Source organism: Methylomonas paludis (assembly GCF_018734325.1).
GTDB classification, from domain to species: Bacteria; Pseudomonadota; Gammaproteobacteria; order Methylococcales; family Methylomonadaceae; genus Methylomonas; species Methylomonas paludis.
On the sequence record NZ_CP073754.1, the window covers coordinates 1,104,533 to 1,128,407 of the forward strand.

Consider the following 23,875-nt stretch of genomic DNA (forward strand, 5'->3'; position numbering starts at 1 on the left):
AGAAGTTGGTAGCAGTTGGTTAGTTAGTCTAGAATAATCCGGTTAAGGCCGCATAGGCCGCATTTTTATACTTCTTAATATAGAGTCAAATATGAAAAACAAACGCTTGAATTTTGTCTGGGCCATTATGTTAGGGCTAGCCCTGGTCGCTAAAGCCCAGGCTGCAGATATAAATTTGCTGAATGTGTCTTACGATCCCACCCGTGAGTTATACAAAGAATACAACGAAGTATTTGCCAAATACTGGAAAACCAAAACCGGCGACAACCTCACCATCAATCAATCGCATGGCGGCGGCGGTAAACAGGCCAGAGCAGTACTGGACGGTCTGGAAGCCGATGTCGTCACCCTGGCAATTGCCTATGACATCGATCAACTGGCCAGCCGGGGTAAATTGCTGCCGGAGAACTGGCAGACTTTATTACCCAATAACAGCTCGCCTTATAACTCCACGATCGTATTTGTGGTGCGTAAAGGCAATCCGCAAAAAATCAAAGACTGGAATGATTTGATTAAACCCGGCGTCGGCATCGTCACCCCTAACCCTAAAACTTCAGGCGGTGCGCGCTGGAATTATATGGCCGCCTGGGCTTATGCATTAAAAACCAATAATAACAGCGAAGATGCCGCCAAGGATTTTCTCAACAAACTGTTTAAAAACACCTCGGTACTGGATACCGGTGCGCGTGGCTCAACCACCAGCTTTGCCGAACGCGGTATCGGTGATGTGCTGATTACCTGGGAAAACGAAGCCTATCTGGTGTTAAAAGAATTCGGCGCCGACAAATACGAAGTGGTCACCCCCAGCTTCAGCATCCTGGCCGAGCCGCCAGTGGCTGTGGTTGAAACCGTGGCCGCTAAACATGGTAATACCCTGCTGGCTAATGAGTATCTAAAATATTTGTACAGCAAAGAAGGCCAGGACATTATTGCCAAAAACTTTTACCGCCCCATCGACAAAGAAGTGGCGGCAAAATATGCCAAGCAGTTCCCGGCGCTGGAATTGATTACCATCGCTCAACTGGGTGGTTGGACAGCCGCTCAGGCCAAGCACTTTGGCGATGACGGCGTATTTGACACCATTTACGGCAGATAAGCCGGTCTGGTTTTAAGGTCAGGGCTTGCGGCGGCAGGGGTTGCCGCAAGTCCAGATGCGGACTTGGGCAACTGCCTGGTTGGTATTGGTTCAGTTTGAATTTTAGCAAGCTGAACTTTTTCTGCCGCTATGCTATCTTATCGGCATGAACAAAAAACAAACCCAAGAAAAGATTTTACCCAATGTGCTTTTGATGTGTTTCAGCAGGTCATAGGCGAAGCTGAGCCAGAAGAAGATCTAACCGCAAAAAAGCCGATAGTGTAGTGGTCTAATCCCGTAGCGCTTTTTCATTGATTACATATCCTTGCTCAATGAATGTTCGTAGTACCTGATTTGCCCATTTCGGGAATTGAGAAAAAACATGTTGAAGGCTATCCGCAGTATGATTTAATTTCAACGAGCTATGTTGAGCGTCAAAACTTAACCATGCGTATGCACATGCATCGCTTTACACGACTGACAAACGCTTTCAGCAAAAAAGTTGAAAACCACATGCATGCATAAGCCTGTACTTTATATTACAACTCTCTGTACACGACAAAACCTAAAAACCGGCTAAAGAAGATGATCTAAGCTTATGACTTGAAAGCCCATCGCAAATCTGTTTCACTCTCTAATGAGTAAAAAAGGGGGTGAACATGGACTTAAACGATGGGCTTAGAGCGATTTTAAAAGACCATGTGTCTTGGAGCAAGCGCCGTTTAGATTGTTTTATCGGTCTGTTACTGGCGTTAATCCAATCCAGGCACATGAATTTAACGCAATTAGCGGTGAATTTTGGTGGACAGGCGACCTTAAAGTCCCGGTACAGGCGGCTTCAGCGTTTTTTTCAAACCGTTGTTTTTGATTATGACGCCGTGGCGCATCTGATCATGCAGTTGTTTGATTTTAAGGGCCAGTCGTATTATTTGACTCTGGATCGCACTAACTGGAAATGGGGAAAGGCCAATCTGAATATCCTCACCCTGGCGATTGCTTATAAAGGCATGGCGGTGCCGGTGTACTGGTTGGTGTTGAATAAGCAGGGTAACTCCAATCAGCGTGAACGAATCGCCTTATTGCAACGCTTCATCCGGCAGTTTGGTCGGCATGGCATTCAAGGCGTATTGGCTGACCGGGAGTTTATTGGCGATCAGTGGTGGCAATGGTTAACAGACCATACCATTCCGTATTTGATTCGGATGAAAGACAATCAGTTACTGACCAATCGCCGCCACGCCGGAAAGCCCGTTCAAGCCCTATTCCGGGATTTAAAGGCGGGCGAGCAGCGCGTACTGAGGAAAAGACAGCGCATTGGCGATCAGTGGGTTTGGTTGAACGCCTTAAAATTAGAGACCAACGAGCTATTAGTGTTGGCCAGTAACCAGCGCTTGGCTCAGGCGATTCAAGTTTACGGCCAGCGCTGGCAAATTGAAAACCTGTTCCAATGCTTGAAAGGGCGCGGCTTCCATTTAGAAGAGACCCGGCTGACCCGGTATTATCGGATTAAGAAAGTCATGGCGCTCCAAGCCATTGCTTTTTGCTGGGCCCATAAAGTCGGGGAATGGAAACATCGAGCCGTTAAGCCGTTAACCATCAAACAACACGGTCGCCCGGAATGTAGCTTGTTTCGTTATGGGCTAGACGAGCTGAATAACTTTTTGTTGAAAACGGTTAAATCGGCTGATGAGATGCTTCGATTCTGGATTTTGTTTTTATGTCCGCCGACTATGATCGATTATGACCGAAGTCGGTCTGGGAAAATAACCCTCAGAATTTAAGTGGCGCGTTTTGTCGTGTACAGAGATTACAACTATTGCAAAATCCATAAATCGCTTAGAATAGCGCCCGCTATGGCGGCAGGCGTGACAGATACGGTTTGGGAGTTGGACGATATCGTTAAGCTGATTCCAGAAGAAGAACCTAAAAAGCGCGGGCCTTATAAAAAATCATAAAAATAAATTTTTAATTTTTTCTACACTTATACTCGCTGAGAGTACGGATGTTAAAAAAATGAACTGTTCAATAGAATTTTGATCACAGATCGAGTATAAGTTATACCTATAAATTTTTATTTATATAGATAAAAAAGCCTCCTTAGGCGCCGTTATTCGAAGCGTTAACACATGAAAAATAAAGATATTGTAGCTAGATGTTATTTAAAAAAAAATGGTGATATTTGGGTCGGTATCTGTATAGACTTTTGTTTGGCGACTCAAGGCGAATCAATGGAGGAAGCCAAAAAAAAGCTTGAAGAACAGATTTTTTTCTATGTTGAAGAAGCGCTCGAAGATAAAACCTATGGAAATCAACTTCTCAATAGAAAAGCCCCTTTGTCAAGCTTCTTAGCCTATTATTTCATTAGGATAATAAACGCTATAAAATTAACGCATTTTGTTTGTAAAAATACTGCTACTGCATTTAGCGAGGCTATGCCCCTAAGGCTCGCATGAGCGGAGAGAATCCACCGCTAACATGTAAAGAAATAAAGGCAATCATTAGCTATCTAGGGTTTAAACCAGCATCTCAAAGAGGATCGCATGAGCAATGGGTTCTTATTAAAGGAAATTCAAAGCTTAAGGTAACAGTTGATTGTCCTAAATCCCCATTTTCTCATGACCTAATAAAGAGTATGGCTAAGCAGGCTGGATCAAGTCAGAAAGAGTTTTATAGGATATTAAAGCTTCTTTAAGCCATCAACCACGCCGTAGCAAAGTTTTTTAATGCCCGAAAAAAATAATTTCAAACTGAACCACTATCGCCTGGTTTTATCAGTTGGCACAGCCGCATTTAAGCGCTAAAATTCCGCAGTAATCTGCATCATGGGCTTTGCTTATGATGGCAGTCTGCCTAATTTTCGATTTATGTTTAAAATGTCTATGGCCCAGCAAAATCTTCATGACAGCAGCAAAAAGGTAAAAAACATTGCCGCTATTGTCTATCTGTTAGTCCTGGGCTTTCTGGTGGGTGGTTCTTATCTTGATCAGCATAGCGCTGATGCCGCCACCAGTCAGGATCAACAGCCAACACCTCCTTAAATACGGCCTTAGCGCCGGTTTTCGGTATTTGAGCTTGCGGCAAAATTGACATTGCCCGGCAACACCAGTACCTTAAACGCCTTTTTATAGCGTTTTTATCAAACCCTGACACAAGAGCCGTTAATGGAAGAATTTCACCGTATCAGCCGCCTCCCGCCTTATGTTTTCAATATAGTCAACGAACTAAAAGCCAAAGCCCGGGCGGCGGGAGAGGATATTATCGACTTTGGTATGGGCAATCCCGACCAACCTACGCCACCGCATATCGTCCAAAAAATGGTTGAAGTGGCGGAGCGTGGCGATACCCACCGTTATTCGGTATCCAAAGGTATTCCGCGCCTGCGTAAAGCTATTTGCACCTGGTATAAAAATCGTTTTGATGTGGATCTGGATTTTAATACCGAAGCCATTGTCACCATCGGTTCCAAAGAAGGCTTGTCGCATCTGGCGCTGGCGACTTTGGGCCCCGGCGATGTGGTGTTGGTGCCCAATCCTGCCTATCCCATCCACCCTTATGGGGTGGTGATAGCCGGTGCTGATTTACGTCATGTGCCGCTGACCCCAGGTACCGATTTTTTTGAAGAATTGCGCAAAGCCATCGCCGAATGCTGGCCCAAGCCGAAAATGCTGATTCTTAATTTCCCCGGTAATCCCACCTGCCAATGTGTGGAGCTGGATTTTTTTGAAAAAGTGGTGGCGATTTGTAAACAGCATAATATCTGGATCGTGCATGATATTGCTTATGCCGACATCGTGTTTGAAGGTTATGTGGCGCCGTCTATCCTGCAGGTGCCGGGTGCCAAAGATATTGCAGTAGAATTTTTCTCGCTGTCAAAAAGCTATAATATGCCTGGCTGGCGGGTGGGGTTCATGTGTGGCAACCCGACCCTGGTTTCGGCTTTGACCCGCATCAAATCCTATATGGATTACGGTACCTTTACCCCAATTCAGGTGGCAGCGATTACCGCACTGGAAGGGCCGCAGGATTGCGTCAAAGAAATCTGCGAAATGTACCGGGTGCGGCGCGATGTATTGTGCGATGGCCTGAATGCCATGGGCTGGACAGTGGAAAAACCCAAAGCCACCATGTTTGTCTGGGCGCCGATCCCGGAAGCCTACCGACACATGGGTTCCATTGAATTTGCTAAAAAACTGATTATCGATGCCAAAGTGGCCGTATCGCCTGGAATAGGCTTTGGCCAGCATGGTGACGATCATATTCGCTTCAGTCTGATCGAAAACGAGCATCGTACTCGTCAGGCTTTACGCAGCATTCGTAATATGCTGAAAAAGGACAACGTTGTATAATCAACGCAATTTGCTTAAACGCTAGGAGTCGGGTTTGAAGCCGGTAAAAGTGGGAGTGTTAGGGTTGGGAACCGTCGGTGGCGGTACCCTGAATGTGTTACAACGTAACGCTGAGGAAATCGCGCGTCGTGCCGGTCGCGAAATCGTGGTCAGCCGTGCCTCGGCGCGGGATCTGAGCCGGGCCAGAATATGCAGTACCGAAGGCATCGCCCTGACTACCGATCCGTTCGAGATCGTCAACGACCCGGATATCGATGTGGTGGTGGAATTGATCGGTGGTTACGATCTGGCCAAGCGCCTGGTCTTGCTGGCCATTGCCAACGGCAAACATGTGGTCACTGCCAATAAAGCCCTGATTGCCCTGCACGGCAACGAAATTTTTGCCGAAGCCAGTAAAAATGGTGTGATGGTGTTGTTTGAAGCGGCGGTAGCCGGTGGCATCCCCATTATCAAAGCCATCCGCGAAGGCTTGAGCGGCAACCGCATCAAATGGCTGGCCGGCATAATCAACGGTACCAGCAATTTCATCCTCAGCGAAATGCGCGACAAAGGCCGGGATTTTGCCGATGTATTAACCGAAGCCCAAGCCTTGGGTTATGCCGAAGCCGATCCGACTTTTGATGTGGAAGGCATTGATGCCGGCCATAAGCTCACCATTCTGGCTTCTATTGCTTTTGGTATCCCTTTGCAATTTGACAAGGTGTTTACCGAAGGTATTACCCAAATCACCCGTGCCGATGTTGAATATGCCGAAGCGCTGGGTTACCGCATCAAATTACTGGGCATTGCCCGTAATACCGATGCCGGTATCGAATTGCGGGTGCATCCCACTTTGATTCCCAAACGCCGCCTGATCGCCAATGTCGATGGGGTGATGAACGCCGTGCTGGTGTGCGGCGATGCCGTTGGCCCCACTTTATATTATGGTGCCGGTGCCGGTGCCGAACCCACGGCCTCTGCTGTGGTGGCCGATTTGGTTGATGTGGTGCGGGCCATGACCAGCGATCCGGAAAACCGGGTGCCGCATCTGGCTTTTCAGGCCAATGCCATCAGCGATATACCGGTATTGAGCGCAGACAGTTTTAAAACCGCCTATTATTTGCGCCTGACCGCAGAAGACCGGCCCGGCGTACTGGCCGATGTCACCCGGATACTGGCCGCCCATAATATCAGCATAGAAGCCTTGATCCAGAAGGAGCCGCGTTCCGGCGAATCTTCGGTGCCGGTGATCATGCTCACGCAACTGACACTTGAAAAAGAAATGAATGCGGCGATTGCAGAAATCGAGGCCCTGCCTACCGTCAGCGGTAAAATCAATCGCATTCGCCTGGAAACTTTAGGATAAACAATGGCAACTCATACACGTTATACCGGATTAATTGCACATTACCGCGACCGGCTGCCGGTATCGGACAGCACCCGCTTGATCAGCCTGGGTGAAGGCAACACGCCTTTGATACAACTGCAAAATATTCCCCGGGTGATCGGTAAGCAAGTCGATATTTACGTTAAATACGAAGGTCTGAATCCTACCGGTTCTTTTAAAGATCGCGGCATGACTATGGCTGTCACCAAAGCCGTGGAAGCCGGCAGTCAGGCCATTATCTGCGCCTCTACCGGTAATACGTCTGCCGCTGCTGCTGCTTATGCGGTCAGAGCCGGTATTAAAGCTTTTGTGTTAATCCCGGAAGGCAAAATCGCCCTGGGCAAATTGGCGCAAACCCTGATGTACGGTGCGCAAATCATTCAAATCAACGGCAATTTCGATGCCGGCATGGCTTTGGTGAAACAGGTGGCCGATCATGCCCCAGTGACCATTGTTAATTCCATCAATCCATTTCGTCTGGAAGGCCAAAAAACCGCCGCGTTTGAGATTGTCGATGAATTAGGCACGGCGCCGGACTACCACTGTCTGCCGGTTGGCAACGCCGGTAATATCACCGCGTACTGGAAAGGCTATAGCGAATACGCCACCGATAGCGCCACTCATAAAGCGGTTACCAACAAACGCCCGGTCATGTGCGGTTATCAGGCCAGCGGCGCGGCACCGTTTGTGCGCGGCGGCATGGTGGATAATCCGGAAACCATTGCCACTGCCATCCGTATCGGCCATCCGCAATCCTGGGATCTGGCCTGGAACGTGCAAAAAGAATCCGGCGGCTGGTTTGATGCTCTGACCGATGCAGAAATTCTGCATGCCCAAAAATTATTATCGGTACACGAAGGGGTTTTCTGTGAACCGGCTTCTGCAGCTTCACTGGCCGGTCTGTTAAAAGATTTAAATAGCGGTAAAATTCCGGAAGGCAGCAGCATCGTCTGCACCCTGACCGGTAACGGCTTAAAAGACCCGGATACCGCCATCAGCCAATGCCGGGACAGCCAGCCGGTCACCATAGACGCCAGTCTGGATGCCGTGAAAAAAGCCATACTCGATGCCATGTAAACCGCCGCGGCACACGACCATCTATAAGCCGGCACTGCGCCGGCTTTTTTATACCAGGCAACACTCCCGCAGGCTGGCCGGTGAGAATTGGGGCCGGTATTGCCCGGCACATTCAAGGCTTTTAGGTTGATATGTATCTGCAAGGCGTAAAAAAACAGATAGTCCAGCGTAGCGTACCCGGCGGTAAAGCCCTACTCGGCGATATGGATCCGGTATTACAAGCCATTTTCCGCAGCCGCGGAGTCCTGACTGCCGCCGAACTGGACATCGCCTTAAGCCATTTGCCGTCGCCGTGGCTGTTAAGCGGGATGCGCGAAATGGTGGAACTGCTGGTCAGTGCCATAAAACAGCAAAAAGCCATCAGCATTGTCGCCGATTTTGATGCCGATGGCGCCACCAGTTGCGCGCTGGCCATCAAAGGCCTCAGCCTGCTTGGGGCAAAGCCGCCGCAGTTTGTAGTACCTAACCGGTTTGAATATGGTTACGGCCTGACTCCGGAAATTGTCGAGCTGGTCAAACAGCAAAACCCGGATATCATCATTACCGTCGATAACGGCATTTCCAGTCTGGACGGTGTTAAAGCCGCCAAAGCCGCCGGTATCCAGGTATTAATCACCGATCATCATTTGCCCGGCCCGGAATTGCCGGCAGCGGATGCCATTGTTAATCCCAATCTGGACGGTGATAAATTTCCCAGCCGCAATATCGCCGGGGTGGGGGTGATGTTTTATGTACTGATGGCCTTAAGAATCCGCCTGCGCGAATTGCAATGGTTTGAAAAAAACCGTGTTGCTGAACCCAATCTCGGCCAATTGCTGGATTATGTGGCCCTGGGTACGGTTGCCGATGTAGTGGCGCTGGATCATGTTAATCGGATACTGGTGCATCAGGGTTTGTTGAGAATCCGGGCCGGCAAATGCCATACCGGCATCAAAATGTTGACCGAAATTGCCGGCCGCAATTTAGCCAATCTGTATGCCGCCGATCTGGGCTTTGCCCTGGCACCGCGTTTGAACGCAGCCGGGCGCATGAATGATATGAGTTTAGGCATTCAATGCCTGCTTAGCGATGACGAAACAGTGGCCCGCCATATCGCCCAACAGCTGGATGGCCTGAATCAGGATAGAAAGGAAGTCGAAGGCCAGATGAAAACCGAAGCCATGCTGCTGCTGGCCGAAATGAAACAACTGGACGAGAAACATGCTCTGCCCGGGGTTTGCCTGTACGATGCCAGCTGGCATCAGGGCGTGATCGGTATTCTGGCCTCACGCATCAAAGACCGGCTGCATCGGCCGGTGATCGTGTTTGCGCCGGCTGATAACGGTGACATCAAAGGCTCGGCCCGCTCTATCAACGGCGTGCATATCCGTGATGTATTAAGCGAAATCGCCGCCGGTCATCCGCAATTGCTCAGCAAATTCGGTGGTCATGCCATGGCCGCCGGCTTAACCATTAAAATGCATGATTATCCGCATTTTGCCATCCTGTTTGCCGAAACCGTTGCCGCCCATCTGGAACAAGTGGAACTGGAGCAAAAAATCTGCTCGGACGGCGAGCTGGATGAACAGCATCTGAGTCTGGCGTTTGCCGAGCAAATCCAGCAAGCTGCCATTTGGGGTCAGGCCTTTCCGGAGCCATTGTTTAACGGCGTATTTGATGTGATTCAATGCCGTATCGTCGGTCGCCAGCATCTTAAATTTGTGCTGCGTTTACCGTTTAACGGGCTATTACTGGATGCTATTGCTTTTTTTGCCGATCAGCCGGAAAGCTGGCTGGACAGCCGGAAAATAACCGCCGTTTATAAACTTGATATCAATATTTACCGAGGCCAACGCAGCTTGCAATTACAGCTGCAATATCTGGAAAAATGGAGCCGCTAAGCCATGCTTGAAAAACTGCTGCGTTGGCTGAATGAAAATATCGTCTTGGTATTAAGCGGCCTGATGCTGTTGCGGATTGGTTTTCTGTTTGGTAACGGCTTGGGCTTGATTGGTGATGAAAGCTATTACTGGGATTGGTCCCGGCAGCCGGACTGGTGTTATTACAGTAAACCGCCGATGGTGGCCTGGCTGATCGGCCTGTCCACCTGGCTGTTTGGCGACAATACCGTAGCCGTGCGCTTGCCGGCAGTGGTACTGGGTACGGTATTCCTGGCTTATTTTCAGGCGCTTGCCCAGGCCTGTTACGGCAAACGGGCCGCCGCATTCGCGCTGTTGCTAATGCTGGCCACCCCGGATAATGTGGTCGCCAATCTGGTGATGACCATCGATCCGCCGCTGTACTGTTTCTGGATAATCAGCCTGTATTATTTGCATAAAGCCCTGTTTCAGCGCCAAACCAGAGCCTGGCTGTGGGCGGGCTGCGCCGCCGGTTTGGCCTTGCTGAGTAAACAGGTTGCCATCGCCTTGCCGATCATGCTGTTGCTGTTTATTGGCCTGGATCGGCAGCGTTACCACTATTTAAAGCGTGAATTCTGGCTGTATCTGGCCCCCATTATTCTAGCCCTGTTGCCTATCCTGATCTGGAACCACCTGCATGACTGGATCATGTTTGCCCACAGCAAAAGCCATTTTACCGGGAAGCCGGCCGGGGCCGGCACCAGCATCTGGAAATATACCAGAGACTTTTTTGTTTACCAGATACTGCTAATCTCCCCATTGATATTTGGGCTGGTTATCGCCGTCAGTTTAAAAAACCTGACAGCCTATCGGCATCTGGCCGCCCAGGAACAGTTTTTAACGCTAATGGGGCCGGTACTGTTATTGGGGGTATTGGTATTAAGCTTTATCCAAAAAGTCCAGGGTAATTGGCCCATGCCGTTTTACTTTTCGGCTTTGATTTTACTGGCCGGATACTGGCAGCAAGGCCATCGGCAAAAACTGTTTCATTACGCCTTGCTCAGTGCCTATCTGATGGTGGCTGCCACCTACTTATTGCCGGGGATATTGGCGGCATTTGATTTGCAAAACACCAAACTAGACCCCACTAAACGCTTTAAATACTGGCCGCAACTGGCCGAAAATGTCCAACAGGCCAGATTAGCGGTGCCGGGTTTGGAGCAGCGTTTTATGGTTGTGGTTGGCCACCGTAATCTGGCCAGTGAGCTGGCTTTTTATTTGCCGGATCATCCTAAAATGTATCGTTACGGTAATGACGGCGCCATGTCCCAATACGACCTCTGGCCTGGCCCGCAGCAATTTAATGGTGCCAACGGCATGATTTTAAGTTATGGCCTTAAGCAAGTGCCGGAACCGGTCAATACCGCCTTTGGCCATGTCCGCTTTATTGCCGAAATCGCCAATCCTAAAAACCCGCAGATGCCATACTATCTGTTTTGGGGCGAAAACCTGCAACACTGGCCTGTGGCAGCCGGCGGCAAAGCAAATCAAGAGGAATAAGCATGAAATTTTCACAATGGCCCAGAAGCGCCAAGGAATTATTGATTTTAGTGCTGCTGATGCTGGGTACAACCGCCGTATTTTGGTTGACTGATCTGGATATCGATACCGCGGCCAGATTTTATCATCCCGAAGATAAGGTCAACGCCTGGCCATCCCGGCACTGGTGGTTATGGGAAATATTTTTCGACGGCGCATCGCCGGTCATTGTCTCAGCCGCTGTGCTGGCCGTACTGGTGGTGGTGGTGAGTTATTTTCAGCCCAAATTGCAGCGCTGGCGCAGGCAATGCGTGTATGTCCTGCTGGTTATTGCCATAGGGCCTGGTCTGGTGGTCAATCTGGTATTCAAAGACCATTGGGGCCGGCCCAGGCCTACCCACATCCATGAATTTGGTGGTGAATACCAATACATCCCGCCGTTGCAACTGGGCCATACCCCGGACAAATCCTTCGTCTGCGGCCATTGCTCGGTCGGTTACAGCGTCATCGTCCTGTACTTTTTGGCCCAGCATTACAAACTGCTCTATCTGGGCATCACCTTGTTTCTGGCCGGCATGATGGGCTACAGCCGCATGGCCGCCGGCGGCCACTTCTTCTCCGATGTGCTCTGGTCCGGTTATCTGGTGTTTCTGGTGGCTTATCTGCTTTATTATGGCTGGTATTGCCGGGGCGAGACTAGGCGGGATGAAATCGAGTAGGGTAGCCTGGATGTTTTAATGCAGAATCGAGGGGGGCAGGGGAGGCTGCTGATACTGCGATGACAGAGACTATGTTGTTTATTTTATTAAGGTTTTTGAATAATATCCAATAGCTCGATGGGGCTAAAAATTATTAATTCCGAGGTTTTAAAGTCTTTAACATTGCGAGTTACAATGCCTTGAATGCCCGTGTAGTAGCCAGAATAATATAAAACAGCATCTTCAAAATCAGAAAAGTTTGATTGTATCGCTTGTTGCACTATATTTTGATTAACTTCTGCAATTTTAAATATTTTTAGCAATGATATAAGCGCTTTTTTTGAAAAGTGTTTGTCATTTACTCGAGTAATCAAATAGTCTATTGTTGTTATAGTGGTTGCACATAAATAACCTTGAATAATTTTATCTTCGGCTGCACTGAATAAATCAATTGCTGTATCGGCATAAGGCGTACGATTTAATAATACATCAAGGATAATGTTGGTATCAAACATGATTTTCAAAGATATTTTTCCTCTAAATGTCTTTTATAATCAAGTTCATTAATATTGGAATTTTCCATAATACCAATCAACGATTTTGTTAATGGTGGAACTTTCATGAACGATGCTTGCTGTTCTTCCTGCAATAGCTTCTCGATTGCAGTTTGCACAAATAGTTGCACATTATCATGTTGTAAAACCCGTTGTCCCAATTCATCCGGTATTTCTATAGCTAGTTGCATGATATATTCCTGATTTTGGTTTATTAAAAGATCGGTAACTATTCGGCGTAGTCTCAATACAGCATAGCGGAATCGAAGTGTAGGCTTTTAAGTTATTTAACCAAACGGCTTTGTAGCATCATATCGCGTTTTTAGGTGACGGTTCTCGACGCTATTCGGTTTCATCAAGGCTACGGCATTTCGTTTTCAATACAGTGAATAGTTACAAAGATAGCCGGATAAGTTTTACCAAACGTAGCACCCGCCGCTTGGCTATTTTTTCCAATCGGCTGCTGATAGTCAGATTTTCGCCTGGTTTTGCTATCAAGTAGTTAAATGATGCCACTGCTTTTTTGTCATTCTATCAATTGCTTGGATTTGTACAAGTCTATGGAAAATAAAGGCCGACTAGAATGGCACTTAGTTAAGAAACATAATACTAGTGGTACGCCAATTTTATATTGACAGATGAACTTTACCCGATTGGCCACCCAATCTTATTAAGCGCCAATTCTGGAAGCGTATCGTGCGCGATTGATGCGCATCACTGCGTTCAGCACATCCTACCCGTATCCGTCGAAATAAGATTTGGTGGACTACTAGACCAATATGTGACAAAACCATTGGTGTTAAATTTGATGAGGTTCTCAAGGTAATGTAGGTCTAACGCGATTGATGCGCCTTCTGGTGTCGGCACATCCTATAAATTTAACTTGTTGTTATTTAATAAATTATATTAATTAAGTGCTGTTCCTAAGGTGAGCTAAGTTTTAGAATGGCTTGGTATGGACACCGACAGATAAGCACAATCGATAGCGCAGGTTAACTGACGCAATGGTTCCGCTCAGCGTTGGCGTTGGCGCGGGAACTGCATCAAGCTGAAGTTAACGACTCAAATAGCTGAGCCTGCTCACAATCACCCCTAGCCGAGTCCTCATTTTACAAGCTGAGTTTTTAGCGGCTTCTTGATATAATAAGCAACTTTTGTATCCCCCGGATGAGAGAATTGCATGATTCAAGGCAGTATCGTTGCGCTGGTAACTCCTATGACCGAAGCTGGTGCGGTCGATGATGACAGTCTGATCAGACTGGTTGAGTTTCATATCGATCAAGGCACTGATGCCCTGGTTGCAGTCGGCACCACAGGTGAATCAGCTACTCTGGCGGAAGAAGAACATTGCCATGTCATCAAACTGGTGGTGGATACCGTAGCCGGGCGGATTCCGGTTATTGCCGGTACCGGCGCCAATTGCACCCGCGAAGCCATACACCTTACCGGCAAAGCCAAAGCCCTGGGCGCGGATGCCAGTCTGCTGGTTACCCCTTATTACAATAAACCCACTCAGGAAGGCTTGTTTCTGCACTATCAAGCCATTGCTCAGGCGGTTGATATTCCTATTATTCTTTATAATGTGCCGGGCCGCACCGCCTGCGATATGCTGCCGGAAACAGTAGGCCGGCTGGCAAAAATTCCTAATATTATCGGTGTCAAAGAAGCCACCGGCAAACTGGAGCGGATTCGGCAAATCCGTCATTTAAGCGGTGATGATTTTGCCATTTATACCGGGGATGATGCCAGCAGTCTGGAGTTTTGCCTGTTGGGCGGTAACGGTAGTATTACTGTCACCGGTAATGTCGCGCCTAAACTGCTGCACGACATGCTCAGTGCCGCGCTGCAAGGCGACCGCCAGACCGCTGCCGTTCTGGATGCCAAGCTCAGCGCTTTACACCAGCAACTGTTTATTCAGTCCAACCCCATCCCGGTAAAATGGGCTGTGGCAGAAATGGGCTTAATCGGCACAGGTATCCGTTTACCGCTGACCTGGCTGACGCCCGACTGCTACGAACCGGTGCGCAAGGCCATGCGTCAGGCAGGCGTATTAACATCATGATTATCACCAAGCTCAGCCGTGGTCTGGTCGTACTGCTGGTTATGCAGATTTTGCCGGCTTGCACTTACGTCAAAAGCTTATTTCCCGACAAAGAACGGGATTATCAGTTTAGAGCAGAAATACCCGATCTGGTTATCCCTGTGGATTTAAAAACCCGCAGCTTTCTGGATAAATCTGCGCCAAAAGCAGCGCCGCCTGCGCCGACCGTTGTGGCAGCCCGTGAGCCGGTAGCACCGGTGGTCGAAGCGCCGGTCAGCAAAAAGTCGAAGACTAACGACAAACAGGCCAAGTCTGCTGCCAAACAACCGGAAGCCACTCGTCCGGCACCTGCGCCAGCACCAGTCGCCGCTGCTGTGGTAGCAGAAGCCCCAATCACCACCGTCAGTCACGGTGATATCAGCAGCCTGCAGATCGATCAGTCCCAAAATCAGGCCTGGCGGATGGTAGCCAGAGCTTTGGGCCGGCAAAACCTGGAAATTGTGGAGCGAAATATCGACAAGGGCTATTTTTATATCAAATACGATCCGGATCAGCAAAAGCCCCAGGAAAAATCCATGTGGGATGAAGTGAAGGACGTATTTGCCAACGACGAAAGTCACGAACAGGAATACCGGATCAGCTTGCTGGAAATCGCGCCGCAATCCACCGAAGTCACTGTCCAGGATGTTCAGGGTAATACCTTGTCCGATGTTAATGCCACCCATCTGCTTAAATTAATCACCGATGGGATAAATCAGGATGCGGCTCCGTCAACTCAGGATAAACCGGCTGCCCCATAATTGCCGGTTTTGCCTGTTTAGTCCCTCCATTTGCGCAATCGAAAAAAACCACCATGTTAAAAATCCCCGGAACAGCCGCTTTATCCCGTTTTCGTCTGGAAAAATTACTGACTGAACTGCAGGCCATTGCCCCCGGCATTAGCGCAATCAGCGCCCGCTTCCTGCATTTTGTGCAACTTGAAACAGCCTTACAGCCTGAGCAAACCACCATGCTGGAAAGTTTGCTCAACTACGGCGAAGCGGCTGTTGCAGCCGATATTGACGGCGAGAAACTTTGGGTAGTGCCGCGTCTTGGTTCTATCTCACCGTGGTCCAGCAAAGCCAGCGAAATTGCCCAACGTTGCGGTTTAAGCCAGGTGCAGCGCATTGAGCGCGGAATTGAATTTCAGCTTGTCCTGAACGGCACGCCGAACGAGCAAACCCGCTCCGCCATCGCCGCTTTATTGCATGACCGCATGACCCAGCAAGTGGTCACCGATCTGGATCAGCTGGAATTGTTTGCCGAACACGCCGCCCGGCCTCTGCAAAGCGTCAACATCATTGGTCAGGATCAGGAATTTGCCTGTGCCGCGCTGACCCAGGCCAACCGCGAATTGGGTTTGGCCTTATCTGCCGACGAAATTGACTATCTGGCTACCAGCTTTGTTAATTTGGGCCGTAATCCCACCGATGTGGAATTAATGATGTTTGCCCAGGCCAATTCTGAACATTGCCGGCATAAAATCTTTAATGCCAGCTGGACTATAGACGGCGTGGAGCAGGGCAAATCCCTGTTCGGCATGATCCGCAATACTTACCAGCAAAACCCGCAGCAGATCCTGTCGGCCTATTGCGATAACGCCTCGGTAATCAGTGGAGCCAAGGCCCAGGTGTTTATCCGTGATGCAATCAACGAACACAGTTACAGCTATGTGGAAGAAGCCGCGCATATTTTAATGAAGGTGGAAACCCATAACCATCCCACCGCCATTTCCCCGCATCCCGGTGCGGCGACCGGTTCCGGCGGCGAAATCCGCGACGAAGGCGCCACCGGGCGCGGTTCGGCTACCAAAGCCGGCTTAACCGGTTTTAGCGTATCGCATTTAAAAATCCCCGGCTATGCCCAGCCTTGGGAAAACGATAACGGCAAGCCCGAGCGTATCGCCTCGGCGCTGGACATCATGCTGGAAGGCCCTATCGGCGGCGCGGCGTTTAATAACGAATTTGGCCGCCCCAATATCGCCGGTTATTTCCGCAGCTTTGAACAGCCTGCCGAAACCGGTGCCGCCCAGCAGTATCGCGGTTATCACAAACCCATCATGATTGCCGGCGGTATGGGGAATATTCGGCCCATGCTGGTGGAAAAACACCCTATCCCCAGTGGTTCCTTAATTATCGTGCTGGGTGGCCCGGCCATGCTGATTGGCCTGGGTGGTGGTGCTGCTTCTTCGCAAACCTCCGGGGAAAGCTCGGCAGAGCTGGACTTTGCCTCGGTACAGCGCGAAAACCCGGAAATGGAGCGGCGTTGCCAGGAGGTTATCAACCATTGCAACGCTCTGGGCGAGAACACCCCGATTATTTCCATCCACGATGTCGGGGCGGGTGGTTTATCCAATGCCGTGCCGGAAATCATTCACGATTGCAATCGCGGCGGCAAATTTGAACTGCGCAAGGTGCAAAACGCCGATACCAGTCTGTCGCCTATGCAGATTTGGTGTAACGAAGCCCAGGAACGCTATGTGCTGGCCATTAAACCGGAATCATTACCCTTGTTCCAAGCGTTCTGCGAGCGCGAACACTGCCTGTTTGCCGTGATCGGCGAAGCCACCGATGCTGAGCATCTCAGCCTTAGCGATGCCTGGCTGGGCGGCGCACCGGTGGATTTACCCATGAACGTACTGTTTGGCAAACCACCTAAAATGCACCGCGATGTGCAGCGGCTCAGCAAAACCCTGCCCGATCTGCAGTTAGACGGCATAGAACTGGCCGAAGCGGTGAAACGGGTATTGGCTTTCCCGGCCGTGGCCGATAAAAGCTTTTTGATCCACATCGGCGACCGCTCCGTCACCGGTTTGGTGGCTCGCGACCAAATGGTCGGCCCCTGGCAAATCCCGGTGGCTGATGTCGCTGTCACGGCTTCCGGTTTTCAGGCCTATACCGGTGAAGCCATGGCCTTGGGTGAGCGTACCCCGCTGGCGCTGATTGACGGCCCGGCTTCCGGACGCATGGCCATAGGTGAAGCCCTGACCAATCTGGCTGCCGCCAGTATTGCCGATATCAAAGATATTAAACTGTCTGCCAACTGGATGGCAGCCGCCGGTAGTCCCGGTGAAGATGCGGTATTGTTTGATACCGTCAAAGCGGTGGGTATGGAACTCTGTCCGGCATTGGGCTTGGCCATCCCGGTGGGCAAAGATTCGCTGTCCATGCGTACCGTTTGGCAGGACCAAGGCATCGAAAAAACCATGACCGCGCCGCTTTCTCTGATTATCACCGGCTTTGCCCCGGTGCTGGACATCCGCAAAACCCTTACCCCGCAATTACAACCGGTAGCCAGTGAATTATGGTTATTGGATTTGGGGCTGGGTAAAAATCGGTTGGGCGGTTCGGTGTTGGCCCAGGTATACCGGCAATTGGGCTCGGTGGCGCCGGATCTGGACGATGCCGAACTTTTATCAGCATTTTTCGCGGTTGTCCAAAAACACAATGCCCAGGGCGATATTCTGGCTTATCACGATCGCTCCGATGGCGGCGTATTGGCGGCGGTGACAGAAATGCTGTTCGCCGGTCGTCAGGGTGTGGACTTGCAACTGGACGGCTGGGGTGATGACTATCTGGCGGCTTTATTTAATGAAGAATTGGGTGCTGTATTGCAGCTTAGCCCGCAGAATGCGCTGAAAATCAAGCAGAGTTTATCCGGTTCAAAACTGGCCGATGGTTTCTATAAAATTGGTGCCGTCAGCAGCAATCAGCAATTGACCATCAGCGCCCGGCAGCAAATTATTTACCGCGCAGAACGCGCCGAACTGCAACAAATCTGGTCGGAACTTAGCTACCGTATGCAGGCGCTACGCGACAATCCGGATTGCGCTGCCCAACAGTTTGCCCGGATCAGCGACGATCAAGACCCCGGCCTGTCTGCAGTGTTAAGCTTTGACGTGAACGATAATATCACCGCCCGCTTTGCCGGCAGTGCCCGTCCCAAAGTGGCTATCCTGAGAGAGCAGGGCGTCAACGGCCATGTGGAAATGGCGGCGGCGTTCGACCGGGCCGGTTTTCAGGCCATCGACGTGCATATGACCGATATCATAGCCGGTCGGGTCAGTCTGCAGAACTTTACCGGCTTGGCTGCCTGCGGCGGTTTTTCTTATGGTGATGTATTGGGTGCCGGTGGCGGTTGGGCCAAGTCTATCCTGTTCAACCCCCAGGCCCGTGCCGAATTTGCCGGCTTTTTTGCCCGGCCCGACACTTTTGCGCTGGGCGTCTGCAACGGTTGTCAAATGATGTCCGGGCTTAAAGATATTATCCCCGGTGCCGAACACTGGCCGCAGTTTAAACGCAATTTGTCTGAACAGTTTGAAGCGCGGGTGGCCAGAGTTAAAATCCAGGCATCGCCGTCGATTTTCTTTACCGGCATGGCCGGTTCGCTGTTACCGGTAGTGGTTGCGCATGGCGAAGGCCGCGCCGTATTCAGCAGCGATCCCGCCGCCAGTCAGGTGGCTGTCAGCTATGTCGACAACTACGGCGAAACCAGTATCGCCTTCCCGGCCAACCCCAACGGCTCTCCGCAAGGCATCACCGGCCTCACCACCCCGGATGGCCGCTTCACCATCATGATGCCGCACCCGGAACGCTGCTTTAGAACCGTGCAAAACGCCTGGCACCCCGCCGACTGGCAGGAAGATGCCGCCTGGCTGCGCATGTTCAGAAACGCCAGGGTTTGGGTAGGGTAGGGTGTTTTCGCGATAGCATAGTAGGATGCGGTAGACAACGTGCACCGCATCAATCGGGAATGGTGCGATTCGTAAACTCACCCTATTGAAAAATAGGCGCCGTAGATGTCATAAAGTGTCCAAGAACTGGCGCTAATCAAAGTCCCATGGACAGCGTAAGAAAAAGTGTCAACCTCCGAATGTAAATCATTAACCGAGGTCATCCTCTGGGAGGAGCCTCAAACTATCGGAGGTTGACATGCATAACTGTGGCATTGAGCACTTCGTATTTAGGTCTATTGGTTCACGAGATTGAGAATATTTTGTACCAGACAATTTGAAAACAGCAATAATGATATAAATCCGGTCGATTACTTGATGAAATTCTTTTCATAAAAAGTCGCAGCAAGGAAAAAATAGGATTTGGTTTTCAATAAGCACTTGAATAGGTTGGATAAATATGAGAGTTTACACGGCGATTATTGAAAAATGTCACGATACTGGCTTATATGTGGGCTTCATTCCTGGATTTACCGGGGCTCATAGCCAGGCTGAATCATTGGATGAGCTTAATCAAAATCTTCGAGAAGTCATTGAGATGTTACTTGAGGATGGTGAGCCAATACTGGAAGCTGAGTTTGTTGGAACCCAAAATGTCATCGTAGCTTAAGCATGGGAAATATACCTGTTCTTAAGCCCCGCGAAGTTGTCGCTTTGCTTGAAATGCTGGGATTTATAGAAATCCGTCAGCGGGGGTCGCATAAACAATTTCGTCATCCTGACGGTAGGTGTACAACGGTACCGTTTCATGCTGGACCCTCATTTCACCAATTTTACTTCGCCAAATCGCTAAAGATATTGGTTTAACCGTTGAAGAGATGCTTAAATCTCAGGTCTAACCAACGCCCCAGCAGAGTAGGATGGGGTAAACAACGTGCACCGCATCAATCGCGAATGGTGCGATTCGTAAACTCACCCTATTGAAAAATAGGTGCCGTAGCCTCGATGCAGCCTAGCGGAATCGAGGAACATCGCAGCAGATTCACCAAATAACGCGATATGATGCTTCGAAGCGGTCCGCTCAAATCACTTAACAGAGCCCCACGATTCCGCTACGCTGAATAGTTCTCAGTTTTTTGAATTAAGTTGCCCACATGCGGCTAATACATCATCGCCTTTAGCCGTTCTGATTAAAGTGGGGATTTTAAAAGTATCTAAAATGGCTTTAAACGTTTCAATTTTAGCCAAATCCGGACACTGGTAATGTGATCCAGGGAATGAGTTAAAAGGAATCAAGTTGATATAAGCACTTTTACCCGCCAGTAGCGCACCCAATTTTTGGGCATCATCGGCAGAATCATTAAAATCTTTTATCAGAATATATTCATAAGTAATAAATTGCTTTTTATTTAAAGGTATCTGGTCGATATAGCTTAATACCTCCGCTAGCGGATATTTTTTATTAATGGGTATCAGTTCATTGCGCTTTTCTGTAAAAGGTGAATGCAGCGATAAGGCCAGGTTCACGCCAGGAATTTCCTGGCTCCATCTTTTAAGCCCCGGAATATAACCAGCTGTGGAAATAGTAATTTTTTGCACGCCAACTGACGTGCCGTGTTGGGATAAAAAAATCTCACAGGCTTTTTTAACGGCATCAAAATTATGTAAAGGTTCGCCTTGCCCCATAAACACAATATTTAAAATCCGCTCTTCTCCAGGCCGATTGCTGGCTAACCAGCGCCAGGCCTGCAGAAACTGGCCGACAATTTCACTGGTGGTCAAATTTCTTTTTAGGCCTTGTTCTCCGGTAAAACAAAAAGAACAATTCATGGCACAGCCAACCTGTGATGAAAGACAAATAGAATATTTATTGTTAAACGGAATAAGCACCGTTTCAACTTTATGCTGGTCTTTAAACTTAAAAACAAATTTTACGGTGCGATCTTTTGTGGACTCATAAACCGTATCAATTTCCGGCAGAGAAAAGTCGAAATTTTCGGCAAAAAAGGCCAAAGAGCCTTTGGCAAGTTTATCCACACATTGAGTATCTGCTTTTTTCTTATAATGCCAGTTAAACAGCACGGTCGCGGCAGAATGATTTAAATTATTTTCATTTATGATCGTTGCTAAATCAGCATAATTTAAGTCATAAAAGGATGGTTTCAAGAAGTTTCTCCTGGGTATTTTACCCATGCCATTTAGATTGAAATATTGGGATTTGTAAGGCCATAGGTGGTGACAACCGGGCGGGGGCATTCATCTATCGCCTAAAGCCTAATTCATGAGGCTATATTTGCGTTAATAGTTGATACTCTAGTGGTCAAGTTTTTTAGCCACAAAATTGGTGCAAGTGTAACCAAAATTTTGGGTTTGGTGTTGACGAATAAGGCTTTATGATGCGGTTCGTTCCTCACCACATCCTACCGGGCTGCTTTAGATCCTATTCCGATCATTGATGCCGCAAAAAGCTGTAGGGTGGGCACACGCTTTTTGTGCCCCATACGCATCAACTTAGTATAAATTAGGCGAAATATACTGTTTAACCATATGATAAAATAGATATTATTTACTTGTAAACTAATATTCGAAATGGAAATTTTTTTAGGCTGGCGCAAACCCTGCAGTTTGTTCTGACCACTAAGTCTAACGAACTCGCCAAAGAGGGATTCATCAAACGCCAGCGTAAAATCACGGGGTCTAATTTTGTGAAAACGTTGATCTTTGGTTGGATGCAGTACTTCACACCGTCAGTCGAAGGCTTGGCTAGAGCCGGCTATACTCATGGATTAAAGATCAGCGCTCAGGGGTTGGACAAGCGCTTCACCCAAGAGGCTTGCGAATTGATGAAACGTGTTTTGGAAACAGCTCTTGCCCAAGTTGTGACTGCGAGTGTGCAAGTGGACGCTGGTATTTTAAAACCCTTTCCGGCCATTTATCTTGCGGATTGCAGCACCGTTGCTTTACCCACTGAATTGGAGACGATTTGGCCCGGGGTCGGCGGTTCCGAGAATGCGAGCAAAGCTGCCATTAAGGTTGATACGAACTTGGAAATAAAAACCGGGCAAATCCATTTTAACTTGTTGCCGGGCCGCCATTCGGACAGCCGTAGCCCTGTCGCCGAGTCTGTTTACGAAAAAGGGAGTCTACGCATACAAGATTTGGGCTATTTCAATCTAGGACGCATGAAACAACAGGCTGAACGAGGTGAATATTGGATTTCTCGCCTGCAACCCGGTACGCAAGTTTTTTCAATGGCCGGTGACCCGATAAACTTGAGTAGTCACTGTCTAAACTTACTCAAACAAGGACTGATGCGAAATGAAATCGCGGTCAAAGTGGGCGTCAAGGAACAATTGACTGTACGAATGCTATTCTGGAAATTACCGGCGGAAGAGGCGGGTCGGCGACGGGCAAAAATGCTGAATAACGGCAGAAAGCACAGCAGAATGCCTAGCGAAGCGAACCTTGCCGGGTGTGATTGGAATATACTGATCACCAATGTCGAACCTGAAAAACTTAACCATGAAGACTGTTTTGTCATGTACGGTGTTCGTTGGCAAATTGAGCTGATTTTTAAATTGTGGAAATCCCATAGCGGCCTAGGACATTCGCGCAGTGAAAAACCGGAGCGTATACTCTGTGAAATCTATGCCAAATTACTAGCGATCATCTTTCAGCACTGGATTGTGTTGACCGGACTCTGGCAAAAGCCTGATCGTAGTCTAGTCAAAGGCAATCAAATGATTAAGGAGCAATCATCGGGTTTAGCCAAATGCATGAATGATCTGGAAACATTGGCTAACTTTCTAAAAGAACTGGCGGACAGGTTCGATCATGGCTGTTCAATGAATAAGCGAAAGAAAACGCTAAACACCTGTCAACGGATAGAACTTAGGTGCGCTTATGCATAAAGGGGGACGAGCACAGATCAAACGCATAGCGGGATTGAAAGGATGTAATTCATCAGCATTTATAACATACTAATAAATAACGATTGTTTTTTAAAGTTGATGCGTATGGGGCACACGCTTTTTGTGCCCACGCGTAAATAGGCGTAAATCGTAAATAGGGAACAGACCCAACGCTGTTCACTTAAGAGATTTTTTGAATAAAATCGAATAAGCTTATCAATTTCATCCTGAAATAGGTAAGCAACATGGCAGGCAAATTAATGGCGTTAGCCGATCCCGTTCGAATTGCGGATTATCTAAGTTTGGGGCTGTTAGCGCGCTTAGTTCCGCCATCTATGGTAGAGGATGCCTTAATTCAGCATGGCAAACAGAGTCGCCGCCAGCGGGATTTACCGGCGCATGCAGTCGCTTATTATGTTGTAGCGCTCCCCCTGTATCATGGAATCAACATTGAGGAAGTTCTGCGTGTGGTCACAGAAGGTATGGAATATATGGGAGCAAAATATATCCGTCGTGAAGTGGGCAAATCGGTGATTAGCGCCGCTCGAACACGATTGGGTGCTGAGGTCATGCAAACCCTAGCCGACCAAGCATTAAAGCCCTTAGCAACGGAAGCCTTATCGAACTCTGTCGCAAATACAAGCCTCACCACAAACGAAAAAGAAACATACGGAGCTACCCGATGCAGCCATGACCGTTCGAGTGATTGATTACCGACT

General features: G+C 48.8%; 22 protein-coding genes and 1 pseudogene. 20 read left to right on the forward strand and 3 right to left on the reverse strand.

What is annotated here, in order from left to right:
- The first annotated feature begins 91 nt into the window (after nt 1-91).
- The 13 genes and pseudogenes from KEF85_RS05085 to KEF85_RS05145 all read left to right on the forward strand — a co-directional run bounded on the left by KEF85_RS05085 (nt 92) and on the right by KEF85_RS05145 (nt 11,960).
- Complete coding sequence (locus tag KEF85_RS05085) at nt 92-1,096, forward strand: sulfate ABC transporter substrate-binding protein (protein WP_343222168.1); 1,005 nt, start codon at nt 92-94, stop codon at nt 1,094-1,096.
- 345 nt (nt 1,097-1,441) lie between these two features.
- Nucleotides 1,442-1,597 (forward strand): annotated as a pseudogene (locus KEF85_RS05090) (IS1 family transposase); the annotation flags it as partial.
- Between the two features lie 137 nt (nt 1,598-1,734).
- Complete coding sequence (locus tag KEF85_RS05095; protein ID WP_215579912.1) at nt 1,735-2,856, forward strand: IS4 family transposase; 1,122 nt, start codon at nt 1,735-1,737, stop codon at nt 2,854-2,856.
- Complete coding sequence (locus tag KEF85_RS05100; RefSeq protein ID WP_215583620.1) at nt 2,857-3,030, forward strand: hypothetical protein; 174 nt, start codon at nt 2,857-2,859, stop codon at nt 3,028-3,030.
- Nucleotides 3,031-3,201: 171 nt separating this feature from the next.
- The gene (locus KEF85_RS05105; protein WP_215583621.1) at nt 3,202-3,528 is read left to right on the forward strand and encodes a type II toxin-antitoxin system HicB family antitoxin; all 327 of its coding nucleotides are present in this window, start codon (nt 3,202-3,204) and stop codon (nt 3,526-3,528) included.
- The gene (locus KEF85_RS05110) at nt 3,525-3,767 is read left to right on the forward strand and encodes a type II toxin-antitoxin system HicA family toxin (RefSeq protein WP_215583622.1); all 243 of its coding nucleotides are present in this window, start codon (nt 3,525-3,527) and stop codon (nt 3,765-3,767) included. Before KEF85_RS05105 ends, KEF85_RS05110 begins: the two co-directional genes overlap by 4 nt.
- Nucleotides 3,768-3,897: 130 nt before the next feature.
- Nucleotides 3,898-4,113, forward strand: coding sequence for a hypothetical protein (locus tag KEF85_RS05115; protein WP_215585239.1), 216 nt, complete (start codon nt 3,898-3,900; stop codon nt 4,111-4,113).
- Nucleotides 4,114-4,236: 123 nt separating this feature from the next.
- A complete protein-coding gene (gene alaC / locus KEF85_RS05120) occupies nt 4,237-5,421 on the forward strand; it encodes an alanine transaminase (protein ID WP_215583623.1) in 1,185 nt (394 codons plus the stop codon).
- A gap of 34 nt (nt 5,422-5,455) precedes the next feature.
- Nucleotides 5,456-6,766 carry a homoserine dehydrogenase gene (locus KEF85_RS05125; protein WP_215583624.1) on the forward strand — a complete coding sequence of 437 codons (1,311 nt, stop codon included), beginning with the start codon at nt 5,456-5,458 and terminating at the stop codon, nt 6,764-6,766.
- 3 nt (nt 6,767-6,769) lie between these two features.
- Complete coding sequence (gene thrC, locus KEF85_RS05130; protein ID WP_215583625.1) at nt 6,770-7,864, forward strand: threonine synthase; 1,095 nt, start codon at nt 6,770-6,772, stop codon at nt 7,862-7,864.
- Nucleotides 7,865-7,995: 131 nt separating this feature from the next.
- Entirely contained in the window at nt 7,996-9,744 is a 1,749-nt protein-coding gene (recJ, locus tag KEF85_RS05135; protein ID WP_215583626.1) for a single-stranded-DNA-specific exonuclease RecJ, read from the forward strand.
- Nucleotides 9,745-9,747: 3 nt separating this feature from the next.
- Complete coding sequence (locus KEF85_RS05140; protein ID WP_215583627.1) at nt 9,748-11,262, forward strand: ArnT family glycosyltransferase; 1,515 nt, start codon at nt 9,748-9,750, stop codon at nt 11,260-11,262.
- A 2-nt stretch (nt 11,263-11,264) separates the two neighbouring features.
- Nucleotides 11,265-11,960, forward strand: a complete 696-nt coding sequence (locus tag KEF85_RS05145) for a phosphatase PAP2 family protein (protein ID WP_215583628.1) — start codon at nt 11,265-11,267, stop codon at nt 11,958-11,960.
- Between the two features lie 86 nt (nt 11,961-12,046).
- Here the strand turns inward: KEF85_RS05145 and KEF85_RS05150 are convergent, their stop codons facing one another.
- Complete coding sequence (locus KEF85_RS05150) at nt 12,047-12,454, reverse strand: PIN domain-containing protein (RefSeq protein ID WP_246535098.1); 408 nt, start codon at nt 12,452-12,454, stop codon at nt 12,047-12,049.
- Between the two features lie 5 nt (nt 12,455-12,459).
- Complete coding sequence (locus KEF85_RS05155; protein WP_215583630.1) at nt 12,460-12,684, reverse strand: hypothetical protein; 225 nt, start codon at nt 12,682-12,684, stop codon at nt 12,460-12,462.
- Between the two features lie 989 nt (nt 12,685-13,673).
- On the opposite strand from KEF85_RS05155, the gene dapA reads away from it, so the two are divergent.
- The 5 genes from dapA (at nt 13,674) to KEF85_RS17045 (ending at nt 20,112) form a co-directional block, all read left to right on the forward strand.
- Nucleotides 13,674-14,555: a 4-hydroxy-tetrahydrodipicolinate synthase gene (gene dapA, locus KEF85_RS05160; protein WP_215583631.1), complete on the forward strand. Its 882-nt coding sequence runs from the start codon at nt 13,674-13,676 to the stop codon at nt 14,553-14,555.
- Nucleotides 14,552-15,334 (forward strand): NlpB/DapX family lipoprotein, encoded by a 783-nt coding sequence (gene bamC / locus KEF85_RS05165; RefSeq protein WP_246535045.1) that lies wholly within the window; start codon nt 14,552-14,554, stop codon nt 15,332-15,334. Before dapA ends, bamC begins: the two co-directional genes overlap by 4 nt.
- 53 nt (nt 15,335-15,387) lie before the next feature.
- The gene (gene purL / locus KEF85_RS05170) at nt 15,388-19,266 is read left to right on the forward strand and encodes a phosphoribosylformylglycinamidine synthase (RefSeq protein WP_215583632.1); all 3,879 of its coding nucleotides are present in this window, start codon (nt 15,388-15,390) and stop codon (nt 19,264-19,266) included.
- Nucleotides 19,267-19,705: 439 nt separating this feature from the next.
- On the forward strand, nt 19,706-19,915 hold the full coding sequence (locus tag KEF85_RS05175; RefSeq protein ID WP_215583633.1) for a type II toxin-antitoxin system HicB family antitoxin: 210 nt from the start codon (nt 19,706-19,708) through the stop codon (nt 19,913-19,915).
- Between the two features lie 2 nt (nt 19,916-19,917).
- On the forward strand, nt 19,918-20,112 hold the full coding sequence (locus KEF85_RS17045; protein ID WP_215583634.1) for a type II toxin-antitoxin system HicA family toxin: 195 nt from the start codon (nt 19,918-19,920) through the stop codon (nt 20,110-20,112).
- Nucleotides 20,113-20,373: 261 nt separating this feature from the next.
- Here the strand turns inward: KEF85_RS17045 and rlmN are convergent, their stop codons facing one another.
- Nucleotides 20,374-21,411 (reverse strand): dual-specificity RNA methyltransferase RlmN, encoded by a 1,038-nt coding sequence (rlmN, locus tag KEF85_RS05185; protein WP_215583635.1) that lies wholly within the window; start codon nt 21,409-21,411, stop codon nt 20,374-20,376.
- A gap of 464 nt (nt 21,412-21,875) precedes the next feature.
- Between rlmN and KEF85_RS05190 the strand changes: the two genes are divergently transcribed.
- Nucleotides 21,876-23,156 (forward strand): IS4 family transposase, encoded by a 1,281-nt coding sequence (locus tag KEF85_RS05190; protein ID WP_281413707.1) that lies wholly within the window; start codon nt 21,876-21,878, stop codon nt 23,154-23,156.
- Nucleotides 23,157-23,401: 245 nt separating this feature from the next.
- Nucleotides 23,402-23,866: a transposase domain-containing protein gene (locus KEF85_RS05195; RefSeq protein ID WP_215583636.1), complete on the forward strand. Its 465-nt coding sequence runs from the start codon at nt 23,402-23,404 to the stop codon at nt 23,864-23,866.
- The last annotated feature ends 9 nt before the right edge of the window (nt 23,867-23,875 follow it).